16 protein-coding genes are annotated in these 15,861 nt (G+C 62.6%); 12 read left to right on the top strand and 4 right to left on the bottom strand.

Annotated features, from left to right (window positions below; genetic code table 11):
• The first annotated feature begins 172 nt into the window (after window positions 1-172).
• From ftsZ to dnaE, 9 genes are all read left to right on the top strand, one after another.
• Window positions 173-1,393, top strand: coding sequence for a cell division protein FtsZ (ftsZ, locus tag IEY62_RS08355; protein ID WP_189015948.1), 1,221 nt, complete (start codon window positions 173-175; stop codon window positions 1,391-1,393).
• A 25-nt stretch (window positions 1,394-1,418) separates the two neighbouring features.
• A complete protein-coding gene (locus tag IEY62_RS08360; RefSeq protein WP_189015950.1) occupies window positions 1,419-2,132 on the top strand; it encodes a polyphenol oxidase family protein in 714 nt (237 codons plus the stop codon).
• On the top strand, window positions 2,125-2,874 hold the full coding sequence (locus IEY62_RS08365) for a YggS family pyridoxal phosphate-dependent enzyme (RefSeq protein WP_189015953.1): 750 nt from the start codon (window positions 2,125-2,127) through the stop codon (window positions 2,872-2,874). Before IEY62_RS08360 ends, IEY62_RS08365 begins: the two co-directional genes overlap by 8 nt.
• A gap of 85 nt (window positions 2,875-2,959) precedes the next feature.
• Complete coding sequence (locus IEY62_RS08370) at window positions 2,960-3,496, top strand: cell division protein SepF (RefSeq protein ID WP_144662567.1); 537 nt, start codon at window positions 2,960-2,962, stop codon at window positions 3,494-3,496.
• Window positions 3,497-3,604: 108 nt separating this feature from the next.
• The gene (locus tag IEY62_RS08375) at window positions 3,605-3,892 is read left to right on the top strand and encodes a YggT family protein (protein WP_189015956.1); all 288 of its coding nucleotides are present in this window, start codon (window positions 3,605-3,607) and stop codon (window positions 3,890-3,892) included.
• A gap of 155 nt (window positions 3,893-4,047) precedes the next feature.
• Window positions 4,048-4,737: a DivIVA domain-containing protein gene (locus tag IEY62_RS08380; RefSeq protein WP_189015959.1), complete on the top strand. Its 690-nt coding sequence runs from the start codon at window positions 4,048-4,050 to the stop codon at window positions 4,735-4,737.
• A gap of 99 nt (window positions 4,738-4,836) precedes the next feature.
• Complete coding sequence (lspA, locus tag IEY62_RS08385) at window positions 4,837-5,436, top strand: signal peptidase II (RefSeq protein WP_189015962.1); 600 nt, start codon at window positions 4,837-4,839, stop codon at window positions 5,434-5,436.
• A complete protein-coding gene (locus IEY62_RS08390; RefSeq protein WP_189015965.1) occupies window positions 5,429-6,355 on the top strand; it encodes an RluA family pseudouridine synthase in 927 nt (308 codons plus the stop codon). Before lspA ends, IEY62_RS08390 begins: the two co-directional genes overlap by 8 nt.
• Before the next feature lie 70 nt (window positions 6,356-6,425).
• On the top strand, window positions 6,426-9,983 hold the full coding sequence (dnaE, locus tag IEY62_RS08395; RefSeq protein ID WP_189015968.1) for a DNA polymerase III subunit alpha: 3,558 nt from the start codon (window positions 6,426-6,428) through the stop codon (window positions 9,981-9,983).
• 18 nt (window positions 9,984-10,001) lie between these two features.
• On the opposite strand, the gene IEY62_RS08400 is transcribed toward dnaE, so the two are convergent.
• The gene (locus IEY62_RS08400; protein ID WP_189015971.1) at window positions 10,002-10,502 is read right to left on the bottom strand and encodes a flavin reductase family protein; all 501 of its coding nucleotides are present in this window, start codon (window positions 10,500-10,502) and stop codon (window positions 10,002-10,004) included.
• Window positions 10,503-10,610: 108 nt separating this feature from the next.
• Here IEY62_RS08400 and IEY62_RS08405 point away from each other — a divergent pair, with 108 nt between their 5' ends.
• The 3 genes from IEY62_RS08405 to nrdR all read left to right on the top strand — a co-directional run bounded on the left by IEY62_RS08405 (window position 10,611) and on the right by nrdR (window position 13,184).
• Window positions 10,611-11,144 carry a hypothetical protein gene (locus IEY62_RS08405; protein WP_189015974.1) on the top strand — a complete coding sequence of 178 codons (534 nt, stop codon included), beginning with the start codon at window positions 10,611-10,613 and terminating at the stop codon, window positions 11,142-11,144.
• A 4-nt stretch (window positions 11,145-11,148) separates the two neighbouring features.
• Complete coding sequence (gene hisD, locus IEY62_RS08410) at window positions 11,149-12,507, top strand: histidinol dehydrogenase (protein ID WP_189015977.1); 1,359 nt, start codon at window positions 11,149-11,151, stop codon at window positions 12,505-12,507.
• Window positions 12,508-12,680: 173 nt separating this feature from the next.
• Entirely contained in the window at window positions 12,681-13,184 is a 504-nt protein-coding gene (gene nrdR, locus IEY62_RS08415) for a transcriptional regulator NrdR (RefSeq protein WP_189015980.1), read from the top strand.
• A 59-nt stretch (window positions 13,185-13,243) separates the two neighbouring features.
• On the opposite strand, the gene IEY62_RS08420 is transcribed toward nrdR, so the two are convergent.
• From IEY62_RS08420 to map, 3 genes are all read right to left on the bottom strand, one after another.
• Window positions 13,244-14,011, bottom strand: coding sequence for an SDR family oxidoreductase (locus IEY62_RS08420; protein WP_189015983.1), 768 nt, complete (start codon window positions 14,009-14,011; stop codon window positions 13,244-13,246).
• 7 nt (window positions 14,012-14,018) lie between these two features.
• On the bottom strand, window positions 14,019-14,822 hold the full coding sequence (ppgK, locus tag IEY62_RS08425; protein ID WP_189017219.1) for a polyphosphate--glucose phosphotransferase: 804 nt from the start codon (window positions 14,820-14,822) through the stop codon (window positions 14,019-14,021).
• Between the two features lie 72 nt (window positions 14,823-14,894).
• The gene (gene map / locus IEY62_RS08430) at window positions 14,895-15,773 is read right to left on the bottom strand and encodes a type I methionyl aminopeptidase (protein ID WP_189015986.1); all 879 of its coding nucleotides are present in this window, start codon (window positions 15,771-15,773) and stop codon (window positions 14,895-14,897) included.
• Between the last annotated feature and the right edge of the window lie 88 nt (window positions 15,774-15,861).

Here is a 15,861-nt window from a genome sequence, read left to right on the forward strand (position 1 = left end):
GCGACATTCCCACGACACGCGCAAGCGGTCATTGCATGTGCGAACCATAGGAAATACCGTCGCAGTAGAGTTACTTGACATAACTATAACCTTCAACTAGAGGGTTAAGGTCCAAGGATTCAAGTTGGACTCGATCAGTTTCGCTATAGGACACAAGCAAGGGGCACGAAACGTGGCAGCACCGCAGAATTACCTGGCCGTCATCAAGGTCGTCGGCATCGGCGGCGGTGGCGTGAACGCAGTCAACCGCATGATCGAGGTCGGCCTTAGGGGAGTCGAGTTCATCGCCATCAACACTGACGCGCAGGCGCTGCTCATGAGCGACGCCGACGTCAAGCTTGACGTCGGACGTGAGCTGACGCGCGGCCTTGGCGCCGGCGCAAACCCGGAGGTCGGCAAGCAAGCCGCCGAGGACCACGCCGATGAGATCGAAGAAGTTCTCCGCGGCGCTGACATGGTCTTCGTTACCGCCGGCGAAGGCGGCGGCACCGGAACCGGTGGCGCCCCCGTTGTTGCGCGCATCGCCCGCTCCCTTGGTGCGCTGACCATCGGCGTGGTCACCCGTCCCTTCACGTTCGAGGGCCGGCGACGTGCAGGTTCGGCCGAGGCCGGGATCGATGCCCTCCGCGATGAAGTTGACACGTTGATCGTGATCCCCAACGATCGCCTCCTGTCCATCAGCGACCGTAACGTCTCTGTCCTTGACGCTTTCCGCTCCGCGGACCAGGTGCTTCTCTCGGGTGTCCAGGGCATCACGGACCTCATCACCACGCCCGGCTTGATCAACCTGGACTTCGCCGACGTCAAGTCGGTCATGCAGGGCGCCGGATCCGCCCTCATGGGTATTGGCTCGGCCCGCGGCGAGGACCGCGCGGTCAAGGCGGCGGAACTTGCCATCGCCTCCCCGCTCCTGGAGGCTTCCATCGATGGTGCGCATGGTGTTCTGCTCTCCATCCAGGGTGGATCGGACCTCGGCCTCTTCGAAATCAACGAGGCAGCCCGCCTTGTCCAGGAAGTCGCCCACCCCGAAGCCAACATCATCTTCGGTGCTGTCATTGATGACGCCCTGGGTGACGAAGCACGCGTGACTGTCATCGCCGCAGGCTTTGATGACGTCAAGGCCACCTCGCCTTCCATGGACCAGTCCCGCCCGGCCCAGAACCCCGTCCCGGCTGACCGTCCGGCCGCGCCCTCCAGCGCGCCGTCGAACGCCGCCGCTCCGCAGCACGCTACGGCAGGCATTGGTGCCGCCGGCTTGAGCAACTGGGGCCAGCAGCGTCCTGCCGCCCTGCCCGCTGACTCAGGCTTCGACGTCGACCTCCCCGCAGTGGTGGAGCCGGATCTCTCCGGCAACCGCTCGGACGATCTCGATGTTCCCGACTTCCTGAAGTAAGCCACGTTCGGAGAACAAGTACTTGGTGTTTTTGTGGCGCGATGAAGTCCGGCCCGGCGTCTCCGTAGCCTTTACGGATACGGACGCCGGGAACCTGGCCCTCCACGTGGGGGACAATCCCGGGGAAGTGGACCTCCGCCGCAGCCGGTTGGAGCAGTCCGCGGGACTGGGCTCCAGGCGATTCCAATTCATGGACCAGGTCCATGGAGAGCACGTGGAGTTCATCGCCTCTCACGGCACCGGCCCTACCGCCGATGCCATGGTTTCTGCGGCCACACAGCCCAACGGAGCGCCCCAACCGTTGGCAGTCATGGTCGCCGACTGCGTACCGGTGGTCCTGGTGGGGGCCGATTCCGGCGAACGCCCGGTCATCGCCGTGGCCCATGCCGGCCGACCAGGTGTTGCTTCCGGAATCGTTTCTTCAACAGTCGCTGAAATGCGCCACCGCGGCGCACTGGATATCCGGGCGTGGGTTGGCCCTTCCATTTGCGGAAAATGCTATGAGGTCCCGGAGCAGTTGCGCTCCGAGGTCGCGGCGAAGGTTCCAGCAACGTGGTCTTCCACGTCGTGGGGCACTCCCTCCCTGGACCTGCCTGCAGGTGTCCGGGCCCAGTTGGACGCGTCCGGAGTTGCCGTGGAGTATCTGGGGGAGTGCACCTTGGAGAGTGGCTCGCTGTTTTCATACCGGCGGGACTCCCGTACCGGTCGATTCGCAGGATTGGTGTGGACGCATGACTAGCCCAGGCAATGACGAAGCACGCTGGGACGGTGACGCCCGCGCCGCGGAGCTTGCCGGGCGTCTCCTCGCTGTGCGTCACCGGATCGAGGCCGCTACTGTGGCGGCCGCTCGCTCCGACGCTCCCCGGCTGATAGTCGTCACCAAGTTCCATCCCGCAGGCGATGTCCGCCGGCTGGCCGCCCTGGGGATCACCGATGTGGGGGAAAACCGGGACCAGGAGGCAGCCGCCAAGGCTGCCGGGCTGACGGACCTGGACGTCCGGTGGCATTTCATCGGCCAGCTCCAAAGCAACAAAGCCAAATCCGTGGCCAACTATGCGTCCTCGGTCCAGTCGATCGACAGGCCCCAACTGGTTGATGCCCTGGCGAAGGCTGTTGCCCGTGAGCAGGACGCTACCGGCCGGGCGGATCTCGATTGCTTCATCCAAGTCAGCCTGGACAACGACGCCGGTGCCCATCGCGGCGGCGCCGCTCCAGCGGTTGTCGGTGACCTCGCCGCCAGGATCGAGACTGCTGCCGGCCTGCGGTTGTGCGGGCTCATGGCGGTTGCGCCACTCGGTTCCGACCCTGAGGAAGCCTTCGCGGACCTGTCGCGAATTTCTGCCGCACTGCGCGTCGACCACCCGTCCGCGACGGCGATCTCAGCCGGCATGAGCCAGGACCTGGAAGCCGCTGTTAAGTTCGGGGCGACACACCTGAGAATTGGCTCCGATATTCTCGGTTCCCGTCCGGCCGTGGGGTAGCGTCAAAGTATTGGAATGACGGGCCGGGGTTCCAATATGTCAAGTCATGGCGGCCCGCCTACTGCAGAAATGATAGGAGTGCGACATGGCTGGCGCTCTGCGCAAGACAATGATCTATCTTGGGCTCGCCGACGGCGATGAACACTACGAATCCGAGCAGTCCGTCGCCGCGCACCACGACGAAGAACGCCCCCAGGCACAGGAACGGGAAGAGCGACGCGCGCCCGCTCCCGTCCGGGAAGTTGTCCGTGAAATGCCCCCTGTTGAGGTCGAAGAGGAATACCGCGCACCCGTGACACCAATTAAGCGTGCGGCGTCCAGCCGCGAAGATGCCTCTGGCTTGAGGCAGATCACCACCGTCCATCCCCGTTCCTACAACGATGCCAAAGTCATCGGTGAGAGTTTCAGGGATGGCATTCCGGTCATCATGAACGTCACCGACATGGGTGAAGCGGATGCCAAGCGCCTGGTGGACTTCTCCGCCGGCCTGGTCTTCGGCCTGCACGGCAGCATCGAGCGGGTCACCAACAAGGTCTTCCTGTTGTCGCCGTCGTATGTTGAAGTCATCGGAGATGACAAGAAGGCCAGCGAAACGCAGGCCAGTTTCTTCAACCAGAGCTGACAACCAGCTGTAAAGCGGATGCCAGGCGGGTCACCCTGCCTGGCATCTGTGTTGCAATAGTAAGGACCGATCGGCATTCCGGAACAAGTGGGAGATCTGAGCTAACTCGTGGGCATTGTTTTCGGCCTTATCCATATTGTGTTGTTGCTGTTCTTCATCGCCCTGATCATCCGTCTCGTCTTCGAATGGGTCCAGATGTTTGCCCGCCAGTGGCGGCCGCGGGGTGTGGTTTTGGTTACAGCACATGTGGTCTATTCCGTCACGGACCCTCCTTTGCGAAGGCTCCGTAGGCTGATACCGCCACTCCAACTCGGCGGAATTTCCCTGGATCTGGGCTTCCTGATCCTGATAATCGCCGTGAGCATAGCCATGGCAGTGACCTTCAACCTGGCGTAACTGCCCGCGGAACCTGGACCACCGAGGGTTCACAGGCCGCAAATTCGCCAATTCAACACGATGGTGTTGAATTGGAGGAACAAGATGATATTTAGGTACCGTAGTTTTGAACGGCCGGAAGGCCTACTGACTAACTAGACCAACGAGGTGACCAGATGGCTTTGACGCCAGAAGACGTTGTCAACAAGCGCTTTCAGCCGACCAAGTTCCGCGAAGGCTACGACCAGGACGAGGTCGATGACTTCCTGGACGAGATCGTGGTGGAACTGCGCCGCTTGAACCAGGAAAATGACGAGCTCCGCAAGAAGCTCGGCGAGGCTGGTTCGGCTGTGCCTGCTGCAACTGCTGCGGCTCCGGTCGTCGAAAAGGTTCCGGCTCCCGTCAAGGTCGACAAGGAAGCAGAGGCGAAGGCCGAGGCTGAAGCCAAGACTGCCGAAGCTGCCAAGAAGAAGGAAGCTGAGCAGGCTGCCGCCGCTGCAAAGGCACCGGCCGCAAGCAACAGCGTTACCCCCTCTGCTGAATCCGCTGCAGGCCTGCTCGCCATGGCGCAGCAGATGCACGACAAGCACGTCTCCGACGGTGCGCAGCAGAAGGAAAAGATCATTGCCGAGGCTCAGATCGAAGCTTCCAGCCTCGTGAACGACGCCCAGGAAAAGTCCCGCAAAATCCTTGGTGCGCTCGAGCAGCAGCGTTCCGTCCTGGAGCGCAAGGTTGAGCAGCTCCGTGGCTTCGAGCGTGACTACCGTTCACGCCTGAAGGCTTACATCGAAGGCCAGCTGCGCGATCTCGATGCCCGTGGTTCCGTTGCTGCCCCCGAGGTCGGCGAAGCAACCGCAGACGTTTAGCAAGTATTCTGAAAGCCGGTGGCTGAGGACTCCTCGGCCACCGGCCTTTGCTGTTAAAAGACCAGTATCAGACCGCCACACCTCCCGAATGAAAGCGCTATGACCGACGACCTTACCGATGACGCCTCAAAGCCGGCACCTGCCGTGCAACGTAAGTGGCGTCCGGCCATGCTTTGGCTTTTTGCAGGCTTCGCTGCGTTCGCCTACGCGTTCGACCAGCTCACCAAGCTCTGGGTGACCAGCACCATGACAGAGGGGGAGCGCATTCCTGTTCTGCCCCCGTTGCTGCACTGGTACTTCATCCGGAACTCCGGTGCTGCGTTCTCCATCGGCGAGAATGTGACGTGGATTTTCACGATCGTCATGGCTGCGGTCTCGGTGGCCATCCTGTTCCAGCTTCGGCGCCTTGGATCCGCGTGGTGGGCGCTCTCCCTGGGTCTCCTCCTGGGAGGAGCGTTGGGCAACCTCACTGACCGTTTGTTCCGGGAGCCTTCGTTCGCCATGGGCCACGTGGTCGATTTCATCCAGCTGCCGAATTTCGCCATTTTCAACATCGCTGACTCCGCGGTGGTATCTGGCGTCGTCATCATTTGTTTGCTGACGTTGCGGGGTATCGGCATGGACGGCAAGCGGCATGTAGCAGCGGCCAAGTCCTCCGGGGACGCCAAACCGGCCGGCGGAGGCCCTGCCGGTGAGTGACTCTGTGGTTGTACCTGACCAACTGGCCGGCGTCCGCGCCGATGCCGGTCTGGCCCAGCTACTGGACATATCCCGGTCTGCCGCGGCACTGCTGATCGCCGAAGGCAACGTTACGAGCGGCGGTGCGCCCTTGGGTAAATCGGCAAAGCTTGTGGCCGGCGCGGTTCTTGACGTCACGGTTCCCGACCGGCGTGACCCCCTTGAAGTGGTGGAGGAAGTTGTGGAAGGCCTGAAAATCCTGCTGGATGACGAAGACTTCGTTGTCATCGACAAGCCCGTGGGAGTTGCAGCGCATCCGTCACCCGGGTGGGTTGGTCCCACCGTGGTGGGTGGCCTTGCAGGGGCCGGGTACAGGATTTCGACGTCCGGAGCGCCCGAGCGGGCGGGCATCGTCCACAGGCTCGACGTCGGCACGTCCGGTGTCATGGTCGTGGCGAAGACGGAGCATGCGTACACGGTGCTGAAGCGGGCTTTCAAGGAACGCACCGTCGACAAGGTGTATCACGCGGTCGTCCAAGGGCTGCCCGATCCCTTGGTTGGAACCATTGATGCACCGATTGGCCGGCACCCGGGACACGACTGGCGCTTCGCCGTGATCGAAGACGGCCGACCATCCGTGACCCACTACGAGGTCCTGGAGGCCTTCGGCAAGGCGACCTTGGTGGAGGTGCACCTGGAGACAGGACGGACCCACCAGATCCGGGTCCACTTCTCTGCGCTGCGTCACCCGTGTGCCGGAGATCTCACTTATGGCGCCGACCCTCGTCTTGCGGCAACACTGGGGCTGACCCGGCAGTGGTTGCACGCCCGACAGCTCGGCTTTACGCATCCCCGCACAGGCGAATGGGTGGAAGTTGCCAGTGACTATCCGGCAGACCTCCAGTACGCCTTGGATCTGTTGGCATCAGGTTCGGCCTGACTGAAGTGATGTGACGTCCGGTGCCGTTTCGGTCAGTTTCCTCCCGGACCCGGGACGGTAGACTGTCGTGGTGACTTCCAGCAATGATTCGTTCGTCCACCTTCACACCCACACCGAATACTCCATGCTGGATGGGGCGGCACGGCTGGGGGAATTGTTCGACGAAACTGAACGCCTGGGCATGCCGGCCCTGGCAACCACGGACCATGGCTACCTGTTTGGCGCCTTCGATTTCTGGCGCAAGGCGACGGACAAAGGCATCAAGCCGATCATCGGCGTCGAAGCCTACGTGACGCCGGGAACCGCCCGCGGTGACAAAGAGCGTGTCCGTTGGGGAGATGAAAGCCAACGCAAGGACGACGTCTCCGGCGGTGGTTCCTACACGCACATGACCCTGCTGAGCTACAACAACGTGGGCATGCGCAACCTGTTCCGGGCTTCGTCCATTGCGTCCTTGGATTCTGTCTTCGGCAAGTGGCCGCGCTTGGACCGCGAACTGCTCAACACCTATTCGGAAGGCCTCATTGCCACCACGGGCTGCCCCTCTGGAGAGGTCCAAACGAAGCTCCGCCTGGGACTCTACCGCGAAGCCGTGGAAGCCGCGGCCGAGTTCCGTGACATTTTCGGCGCTGAAAATTACTTCTGTGAGTTGATGGACCACGGGCTGGACATTGAACGGCGCGTCACCGGTGACCTGCTCCGACTGGCCAAGGAGCTCAACCTGCCGTTGGTTGCCACCAACGATCTCCACTACACGCACGAACACGATGCCAAGGCTCACGAGGCCCTGCTGGCCATCCAGTCGGGCTCAACGTTGCTCGAGCCGACCTACGACAACGGCGGGTCCCGCTTTGCCTTCTCCGGCAGCGGCTACTACCTGAAGTCTCCGCAGGAAATGCGGGAGCTGTTCCGGGACCATCCGGAAGCCTGCGACAACACGCTCCTGATCGCCGAGCGCTGCGAAGTTTCGTTCAACACCGGCGCCAACTACATGCCCCGCTTCCCCTGCCCGCCAGGCGAAGACGAGACCTCGTGGCTGGTCAAGGAAGTGGACGCCGGACTGAAGTACCGCTACCCCCAAGGCATCCCGGACAAGGTCCGCAAACAAGCCGACTACGAGCTTGGCGTCATCACCTCCATGGGCTTCCCCGGGTACTTCCTCGTGGTGGCCGACTTCATCAACTGGGCCAAGAACAACGGCATCCGTGTGGGTCCCGGACGTGGTTCCGGTGCCGGCTCCATGGTGGCCTACGCCATGCGCATCACCGACCTCGACCCCCTCCAGCACGGTCTGATCTTCGAACGCTTCCTGAACCCGGACCGCGTTTCCATGCCTGACTTCGACGTCGACTTCGATGATCGTCGCCGTTCGGAAGTGATCGACTACGTCACCAAGAAGTACGGCGACGAACGTGTGGCCATGATCGTGACCTACGGAACCATCAAGACCAAGCAGGCGCTCAAGGACTCCTCACGCGTGCTGGGCTATCCGTTCAGCATGGGCGAGCAGCTGACCAAGGCCCTGCCGCCGGCCGTCATGGCCAAGGACATCCCGCTGGCCGACATCCAGAACCCGGAGTCCAAGCGCTACAGCGAAGCAGGGGACTTCCGGCAGCTCATTGCCACCGATCCCGAGGCTGCCAAGGTCTTCGAGACGGCGCTGGGCATCGAAGGCCTGAAACGCCAGTGGGGCGTCCACGCCGCCGGCGTGATCATGTCCTCGGACCCCATCATCGACGTCATTCCGATCATGCGCCGGTTCCAGGACGGCCAGGTCATCACCCAGTTCGACTACCCCACGTCCGAGGGCCTCGGCCTGATCAAGATGGACTTCCTGGGCCTGAGGAACCTGACGATCATTTCGGACGCCCTGGAAAACATCAAGATGAACCGTGGCGTTGACCTGGACCTGGAAAATCTGGAACTCGACGACGCCGCATCCTATGAGCTCCTGGCCCGCGGCGATACCCTGGGCGTGTTCCAGCTCGACGGCGGACCCATGCGGTCGCTGCTCAAGCTCATGAAGCCTGACAACTTCGAAGACATTTCGGCAGTCCTGGCCCTGTACCGACCCGGTCCCATGGGTGCCAACGCCCACACGGACTACGCCTTGCGCAAGAACGGGATCCAGGAAGTCATTCCGATCCATCCGGAGCTCGAAGAACCGCTCAAGGAGATCCTTGGTGGCACCTTCGGCCTGATCGTCTACCAAGAGCAGGTCATGGCCGTCGCCCAGAAGCTGGCCGGCTATTCGCTGGGCCAGGCAGACATTCTTCGCCGCGCCATGGGTAAGAAGAAGAAATCCGAACTGGACAAGCAGTTCGCCGGGTTCTCCCAAGGCATGCAGGACAACGGCTATTCCATGGCGGCCGTCAAAACGCTCTGGGACATCCTGCTTCCGTTCTCCGACTACGCCTTCAACAAGGCGCACTCGGCCGCGTACGGGGTTATTTCGTACTGGACCGCCTACCTGAAGGCGCACTATGCGCCGGAGTACATGGCCGCCCTGCTGACTTCGGTGGGCGATGACAAGGACAAGTCCGCGATCTACCTCAACGAGTGCCGGCGTATGGGCATTACGGTCCTGCCGCCGGATGTCAACGAATCGTCGCTGAACTTCACCCCGGTTGGAACGGATATCCGCTTTGGCATGGGAGCCATCCGCAATGTCGGCGTCAACGTGGTGGATGCCATGGTGGCCGCCCGCACCTCCGAGGGCAAGTACACCTCGTTCAAGGACTTCCTCTTGAAGGTGCCCGCCGTGGTGTGCAACAAGCGCACCATCGAATCACTGATCAAGGCCGGAGCGTTCGATTCGCTGGGGCACCATCGGCGTGCTTTGGCGATGGTCCACGAAGAAGCGATCGATTCCGTGATCACGCTCAAGCGCAACGAGGCCATTGGCCAGTTCGATCTTTTCGCCGGGTTTGAAGACCAGGAACCTGAAGCCTCGCTCACCACGGAAATTCCTGATCTCCCGGAATGGGAAAAGAAGGACAAGCTCTCCTTTGAACGGGACATGTTGGGCCTGTACGTTTCGGACCACCCCCTGCAGGGGCTTGAGGGTGTTCTGAGCCAGCATGCCGAGCAGTCGATTGCCTCGATTATCGCCGAGGACGGACCACACGACGGCGCGATAGTCACCATTGCCGGCATGATCACCTCCCTGAGCCGCAGGATTGCCAAGGCCAGCGGAAACGCCTATGCCAGGGCAGAGATCGAGGACCTCGGCGCTTCGATGGAGGTCATGTTCTTTGGCCAGGTCTACGGCCCCATCGCGTCTGTGCTGGCCGAAGACCTGATCGTAGTGGTCAAAGGGCGTCTGCAACGCCGGGATGACGGCGCCGTGACATTGAACTGCATGGAGCTTTCGGTGCCGGACCTCAGTGAGAGTGTCAATGGTCCCGTAGTGATCACCATTCCCACGTTCAAGGCCACGGAGGCAGTGGTGACGGACCTGCGGGACGTCCTTCGCACCCACCGCGGGAACTCCGAGGTCCGGTTGAAGCTGATGGGTGATACCAAGGTGGAGGTCATGGGATTGCCCGTGCATCTTCGGGTGAATCCCAGTCCCTCGCTCTTTGGAGACCTCAAGGTCCTGCTCGGTCCCGCCTGCCTGGACAACTGACAGCAGGGAAGGAAGCGGTCAGATCTCGTAGTCGAGCGGCGCCGGCTTGCTGTAGGCGCCGCCGTGGTACAGCAACGGGGTTCCATCCCCGCCCACTTGGCCGTCAACGACCTCAACCACAACCACTGCGTTGTTCTCAAAGGACAGGCGCATCTGGATCTTGCCCACCAGCCAGCCGCTGACGTCCTTGAGGATGGGAACGTCGTGGGGGCCGGGTTCCCAATGGTCGCCTTCGAACCGGTCGCGTGTCCGTGCGAATCTGTCGGCCAACGCCTGGTTCTCGAGCCCCAGCATGTGGACACCGATGTATTCTGCGTTCGCGACCGCGGGCCAGGAACTGGAGCTTCGGGCCATGTTGAAGGTGAAACGGGGTGGCTCGGCTGACAGCGACGCCACGGACGTGGCGGTGAAGCCGAAGGGTTTGCCGTTGAGGTTGGCCGTAATGATGGCAACCCCGGCGGCGTGCCTGCGGAACATCTCCCTGAAAGTTTGTTCGAAACCGGATGATTCGCTTGCCACGGTGGTGTTCTCCTGGGGTGGGCCTGTGCTCTCCTCCCAGAGTATTCCTCCCGCGCTGCGGTTCCCCCATTTTGCGGAGCCGGCCTAAACCTTTGTTAATGTGAGTGCATGACCGAGCCCAGTGTGAACCTCCAAGCTGTTTCCGAACCGGCTCCGGCCACCGCGTCCCGCCCGGCGGGAGACTTCCTTTGGCTGATCATCCCGGCAGTTTCCGGAATCGTTGTGGGCCTGCTCTGGTGGTTGCTGGCTCCGGGCGGCCTCAACCTCGTCTCCGGCAATCCCGATCTGTCGAATCCGGACAACCCTGAATCGTGGCTCCCGCGCGACCTGGTCCTGGCGGCGCTGATGCTGGTCTCGGGGTGCGCCACCGGACTCATGCTCGACGGAAAGCTGGAGCGAGCCAGCGCCTCACGGCGTTTGGTGTTCGCACTGCTGGGGGGTGCGGCAGGCGCACTCCTCGCGTGGCTGACCGGTCTGCTGGCCGCCCAATTGTGGGGGCCGCCGCCCAACCCGGCCCTGGGTCCAGGGTATGGATTCACGCTCCGGTCCTACGCGGTGCTCCTGTTGTGGACCGGTGCGACGGCGTTTGTCACCTTCATCCTGTCTCTATTCGGGGTTCTCTCAAAGAAGCCCGTAAAATAGCGGGGTGACCACTTCCTCCGATACTTCCGCCCCAGCCGCCCTTAACTTCCGGAGCATTGACTTCCGGGGCCGTCGACTTTCCCTGGCGGAGCTCCGCGGAGCTGTTCCCCGGGCGCGGCATCAGACCATGGCGGATGCGGAACAGAAGGTCCAGGACATCATTGCTGCCGTTCGCAGCCGCGGGTTCAGTGCTTTGGCCGAGCTGGCCCGCACGTTCGATGGTGTTGAGCAGTCGCATCCCAGGGTCTCCGCGGAGGCCCTGACCCAGGCCCTTGCCGGGCTTGATCCCAACGTCCGGGCGGCCCTTGAAGAGTCGATCAGCAGGGCACGGCAGTTTGCCGAGCGGCAACGACCCAGCAACGTGGACGTTTCGCTGGGGGACGGCGCCGTCGTCAGCCAGAACTGGATTCCGGTTGGCCGGGTGGGGCTGTACGTACCCGGGGGACTTGCTCCGCTGGCGTCGTCCGTCATCATGAACGTCGTCCCGGCGGTGGCCGCCGGCGTCGAATCCATTGCCCTTGCTTCACCCCCGCAGAAGGACTTCGGCGGACTTCCGCACCCCACAATTCTGGCTGCAGCCAAGCTTCTGGGCATTGAGGAGGTCTACGCCATCGGCGGTGCCCAGGCCATAGTGTCCTTCGCCTACGGAATTCCGGGCTCCGGGGATGAGCTGCCCATCGAACCTGTAGACGTCGTCACGGGCCCGGGAAACATCTTCGTGGCCACGGCCAAGCGGCTGGTCAAGGGTGTGGTGGGTATTGATTCGGAGGCCGGCACTACGGAAATCGCCATCCTCGCCGACTCCACTGCCCAAGCCCCGCTGGTGGCCGCGGACCTCATCAGCCAGGCAGAGCATGATCCCAAAGCAGCTTCAGTCCTGGTGACGGATTCGACCGAGCTGGCTGACGGCGTCGTGCGTGAGCTTGCACGCCAGGCAGCGGCAACCAAGCACAGCGCCCGCGTTCTTGAGGCGCTGTCCGGTCCGCAGTCCGGAGTGGTACTCGTGGATGACCTTGAGCAGGGGATCGCGGTCTGCAACGCCTACGCCGCGGAGCACCTGGAAATCATGACGGCGGACGCCCCCGCCGTAGCCGCACGGATCCACAACGCCGGGGCCATTTTCGTAGGAGATTACAGCCCCGTCAGCCTGGGCGACTACTGCGCCGGATCCAACCACGTTCTGCCCACCAGCGGTACGGCGGCGTTCTCTTCGGGACTGAACGTGACCACCTTCCTTCGAGCCGTACAGGTCATCAACTATGACCGCGGAGCCCTGGAAAAGGTCAGCAGCCACATTGTGAGCTTGTCCGGTGCCGAGGACCTTCCGGGCCACGGAGATGCCGTACGGATCCGCTTCGAATAGCAGGTGAACCACTACATATAAGGGTGCCCACCACTACATGTAGTAATTACAAGCTTGTCATTATGGTAGGTACCTACGTAAACTGGTGCCGGAAGTGAATCTTCCGGCACCTTTTGCGCATCCGGCGGCTTGCCGGGTGCCGGCTGTGCCGGAGTTGTCAGGGGAGGCCCAGCGTGTATTGTCCGTTCTGCCGGAATCCCGATTCCCGCGTCGTCGACAGCCGCATGGCGGACGACGGATCCTCGATTCGCCGCCGTCGGCAATGCCCGGAGTGCGGCCGCCGCTTCACCACGGTTGAGACAACCAGCTTGTCGGTTATCAAACGCTCCGGCGTGGGTGAGCCCTTTAGCCGTATCAAGGTCATCAGTGGCGTTCGCAAGGCTTGCCAGGGGCGGCCGGTCACGGAAGACGACCTCGCCATGCTCGCCCAGGAAGTGGAAGAAAACATCCGCTCTTCCGGCGCGGCCGAGATCGATGCCCACGAGGTCGGGCTCGCCATCCTTGGCCCGCTCCGCAAGCTGGACGAAGTTGCCTACCTCCGCTTCGCCAGCGTCTACCAGGCTTTTGAATCCCTGGAAGACTTCGAATCCGCTATTTCGCTGCTGCGCCACGAGCACGAAGGCCATGCGAAAGCTGGCAGCAAGCAACCCAAAGGCTCCGAGGCGAGCCAACTCTAGCTCCGGTGGCGGCAGCGGAGGGGAAGCCGCAGCCGCCACCGGCACCAAGGCAATGCCGTTCAGCGGCCGCCGGAGACCGGCAGCACCGCTCCCGTAATGTAGCCGGCGTCCTCGGACATCAGCCACATCACCGCTGATGCGATCTCCCCGGGTTCGGCTCCGCGGCCCATGGGAATGGTGGGATTGAGCCGCTCCACGCGATCCGGCATCCCGGCTGCGGCGTGCAACCCGGTATTGGTGCTTCCGGGCGCCACTGCGTTGACCCGGATTCCCTGTTGGGCAACCTCGGCGGCCAGGCCCACAGTCAGAACGTCCACTGCGCCTTTCGTCGCGGCATAGTGGACCCAGGTTCCGGGAGAGCCGGCCTTGGTGGCCGTCGAGGAGATATTGACGATGGAACCACCGGCGCCACCGGAATCCATCGAGAGCCTCCGGACGGCTTCCTGGCACATATAGATCAAGCCCGCGATGTTCACGTCGCACACCCGCTGCACTGTCCCGGCGGGAACGTCCACCAGTGGGCCGATCAGGTCGCCCGTGATGCCGGCATTGTTGATAACGGCTGTCACGGTACCCCAGCCGGCAGCTTCGTCGAACAAGCGCTCGACGTCGGCGGGTTGGCTGACGTCTGCCCGAACGGCGTGTGCCTCGCCGCCGCGGGCGCGGATGCCATTGACCACGGCGTCTGCGCCCTCGGCGTCGGAGGAGTAATTGACGACGACACCGTATCCGGCCAAGGCTGCTGCCTGGGCCACAGCAGCGCCGATACCGCGGCTTGCGCCGGTGATGATCGCAATGCCCGGCGGGGTTTCGGTACCTCCGGCCATGCCCGGGCTACTTGGCGAGCTTATGGTGCAAGGCAACTTCGAGGGCTGCGCCCACGATGCCGGCGTCGTTCTTCAGCTTCGCGGTGACGATCTTCGTGCGGAGGTCCAGATGCGGGAAGTACTCGTCCGAACGCTTGGAAATGCCGCCGCCGACGATGAAAAGTTCGGGGGAGAACAGGAATTCCACGTGCTGGAGGTAACGGTTGAGCAGCACGCCGTATTCGTCCCAGCTGAGGCCGTCCCGTTCGCGGGCTACGGCGGAAGCTTTGGTTTCGGCGTCGTGTCCGTCCACCTCAAGGTGGCCGAGTTCGGCGTTGGGGACCAGCTGGCCGTTGAAGATGAACGCTGACCCGATGCCGGTTCCCAGGGTGATCACCAGGACGGTACCGTCGACACCTTCGCCGGCTCCGTAGCGTGCTTCCGCGAGGCCTGCTGCGTCGGCGTCGTTGATGACCTCAACCGGACGGCCGAGGCGCTCCGTGAACTTCCTGTCAATGTCCGTTTCGAGCCAGGACTTGTCCACGTTGGCCGCGGAGTGGACTACCCCGTGCTGGATGATGCCGGGAAAAGTGACGCCCACGGGAGAATCCGCTGCCGGCGCGTCGGGCCGCTTGGAGAGTTCCGCAACGATCTCGGCTACGACATCGGCCACCGCTTCGGGTGTAGCAGGCTGCGGCGTGGGGACCCGGAAGCGGTCACCAATCAGCTTGCCCTTCTTGAGGTCGACGATGCCGCCTTTGATGCCGGTACCGCCGATGTCGATACCGATCAGCGGTGCGTTCTTGTGGGTTTTCTCATCCTTCTTGGACAATGTATTTCCGATCATGGCAGGAGGGGATGGGCAGGGCGCAGCCGGCCGGGCTGCGTGGACCTTCCGGTGGGCTCAGGGAAGGGTAAGGATTTCCGCGCCGGTCTCGGTGACCAGCAGCGTGTGTTCGAATTGGGCCGTTCGTTTGTGGTCCCGGGTGACGACTGTCCAGTCATCTGCCCACATATCCCATTCGATGGTGCCGAGGGTAAGCATGGGTTCGATGGTGAACACCATGCCCGCCTCGATCACGGTGTTGTACGCCGGGGCTGCGTCGTAATGCGGAATGATGAGGCCCGTGTGGAAAGCCTCGCCCACGCCGTGGCCCGTGAAGTCCCGCACCACGCCATAGCCGAAGCGCTTGGCGTAGGACTGGATCGCACGGCCGATTACGTTGATTTCGCGGCCCGGGGCCACGGCCTTGATGGCCCGGTTGAGCGACTCCTGCGTACGCTCAACCAGCAGACGGGACTCTTCGTCCACGTCGCCAACCAGGAAAGTGTAGTTGGTATCTCCATGCACACCGCCAATAAACGCGGTGATGTCGATGTTGAGAATGTCGCCGTCCTGGACCACGGTGGAATCCGGGATGCCGTGGCAAATTACCTCATTGAGGGAGGAGCAGAGGGACTTGGGGAAGCCCCTGTAGCCCAAGGTGGACGGGTAGGCGTTGTGATCCAGGAGGAACTCGTGGCCGACTTTGTCCAATTGGTCGGTAGTGACACCCGGTTCGATGTGCTTGCCTACTTCAACGATCGCCTGGGCAGCGATCTTGCTCGCTGCGCGGATCTTCTCAACCGTCTCCGGCGACTTCACTTCGGAGCCTGTGAACTTCGCGGGAGCCTTCTTGCCGACGTACTCCGGCCGCGGAATCGAGGCGGGGACGGGTCGTTCAGGGCTGATGGTTCCCGGGGTGAGGGCGCCGATGGGTGCAGTCGAAGCAAGAGAAGGCATAGATTGATCATATAAGGCACGCAAGAGACGCAAGTAACAATGTGAGGCAAGGTTCCTGAGGCCGCGCCAACGTTACGCGTTCAACGGC

Origin of the sequence: Paenarthrobacter histidinolovorans (genome assembly GCF_014647595.1) — a bacterium.
GTDB classification, from domain to species: Bacteria; Actinomycetota; Actinomycetes; order Actinomycetales; family Micrococcaceae; genus Arthrobacter; species Arthrobacter histidinolovorans.

Coding starts and splice junctions, on each gene's coding strand:
- map (WP_189015986.1), bottom strand. CDS start 15,773: ATGCCTTCTCTTGCTTCGACTGCACCCATCGGCGCCCTCACCCCGGGA.
- IEY62_RS08420 (WP_189015983.1), bottom strand. CDS start 14,011: ATGGCCGGAGGTACCGAAACCCCGCCGGGCATTGCGATCATCACCGGC.
- IEY62_RS08370 (WP_144662567.1), top strand. CDS start 2,960: ATGGCTGGCGCTCTGCGCAAGACAATGATCTATCTTGGGCTCGCCGAC.
- IEY62_RS08380 (WP_189015959.1), top strand. CDS start 4,048: ATGGCTTTGACGCCAGAAGACGTTGTCAACAAGCGCTTTCAGCCGACC.
- lspA (WP_189015962.1), top strand. CDS start 4,837: ATGACCGACGACCTTACCGATGACGCCTCAAAGCCGGCACCTGCCGTG.
- IEY62_RS08365 (WP_189015953.1), top strand. CDS start 2,125: ATGACTAGCCCAGGCAATGACGAAGCACGCTGGGACGGTGACGCCCGC.
- IEY62_RS08405 (WP_189015974.1), top strand. CDS start 10,611: ATGACCGAGCCCAGTGTGAACCTCCAAGCTGTTTCCGAACCGGCTCCG.